The 479-nt window shown below is 39.7% G+C and carries 1 pseudogene; it reads right to left on the bottom strand.

Annotated features, from left to right (window positions below):
• A pseudogene (locus H5154_RS23170) lies at window positions 1-479 on the bottom strand (hypothetical protein); the annotation flags it as partial.

The following is a 479-nucleotide window of genomic DNA, read 5'->3' as shown; positions in this document are numbered from 1 at the left end:
ATTACACCCGGCGCGCCCATTTTCGAGGTTAACCTGCAAACAATCTCTTCCCATTTAAAGCAACAGTTACCTAAGTCATCTCGTTGTTCACAACCTGGTATATCAAAAGTAAACCCGACCGTTTGGTTTTGCCTGTCAAGGTACATCATCTTATCAGGTATATACCTAGCCGTTATTGGTAGTAAATTTAAGAAGAATAAGTTCCAGCAAAAGGTAAGGACTACCAGCCACCAAGGAAATGGCTCTTCAGAATACGTTGCGACAACACAGGCAATTAGTAATAGTAAACTCAATACAGCACCAATGGCCATTGGACCAAATAATATGGCTTTTATAGGGTTATTGCCACAAGGCGCTATTTTATATTGCTCTTTTTTATTCGCGTAAATGCGCCTATCTTGATTTAGCCAACGTCGGAAAAAACATAATCCTCTAAATTCGCTTCCTTCATTTATTATTCGGTGCGCTTCAAAAAAACG

Source organism: Pseudoalteromonas sp. SR44-5, from assembly GCF_014163675.1.
In the GTDB taxonomy this organism is placed as follows: domain Bacteria; phylum Pseudomonadota; class Gammaproteobacteria; order Enterobacterales; family Alteromonadaceae; genus Pseudoalteromonas; species Pseudoalteromonas rhizosphaerae.
This window is presented reverse-complemented; position numbering and strand designations above follow the sequence as displayed.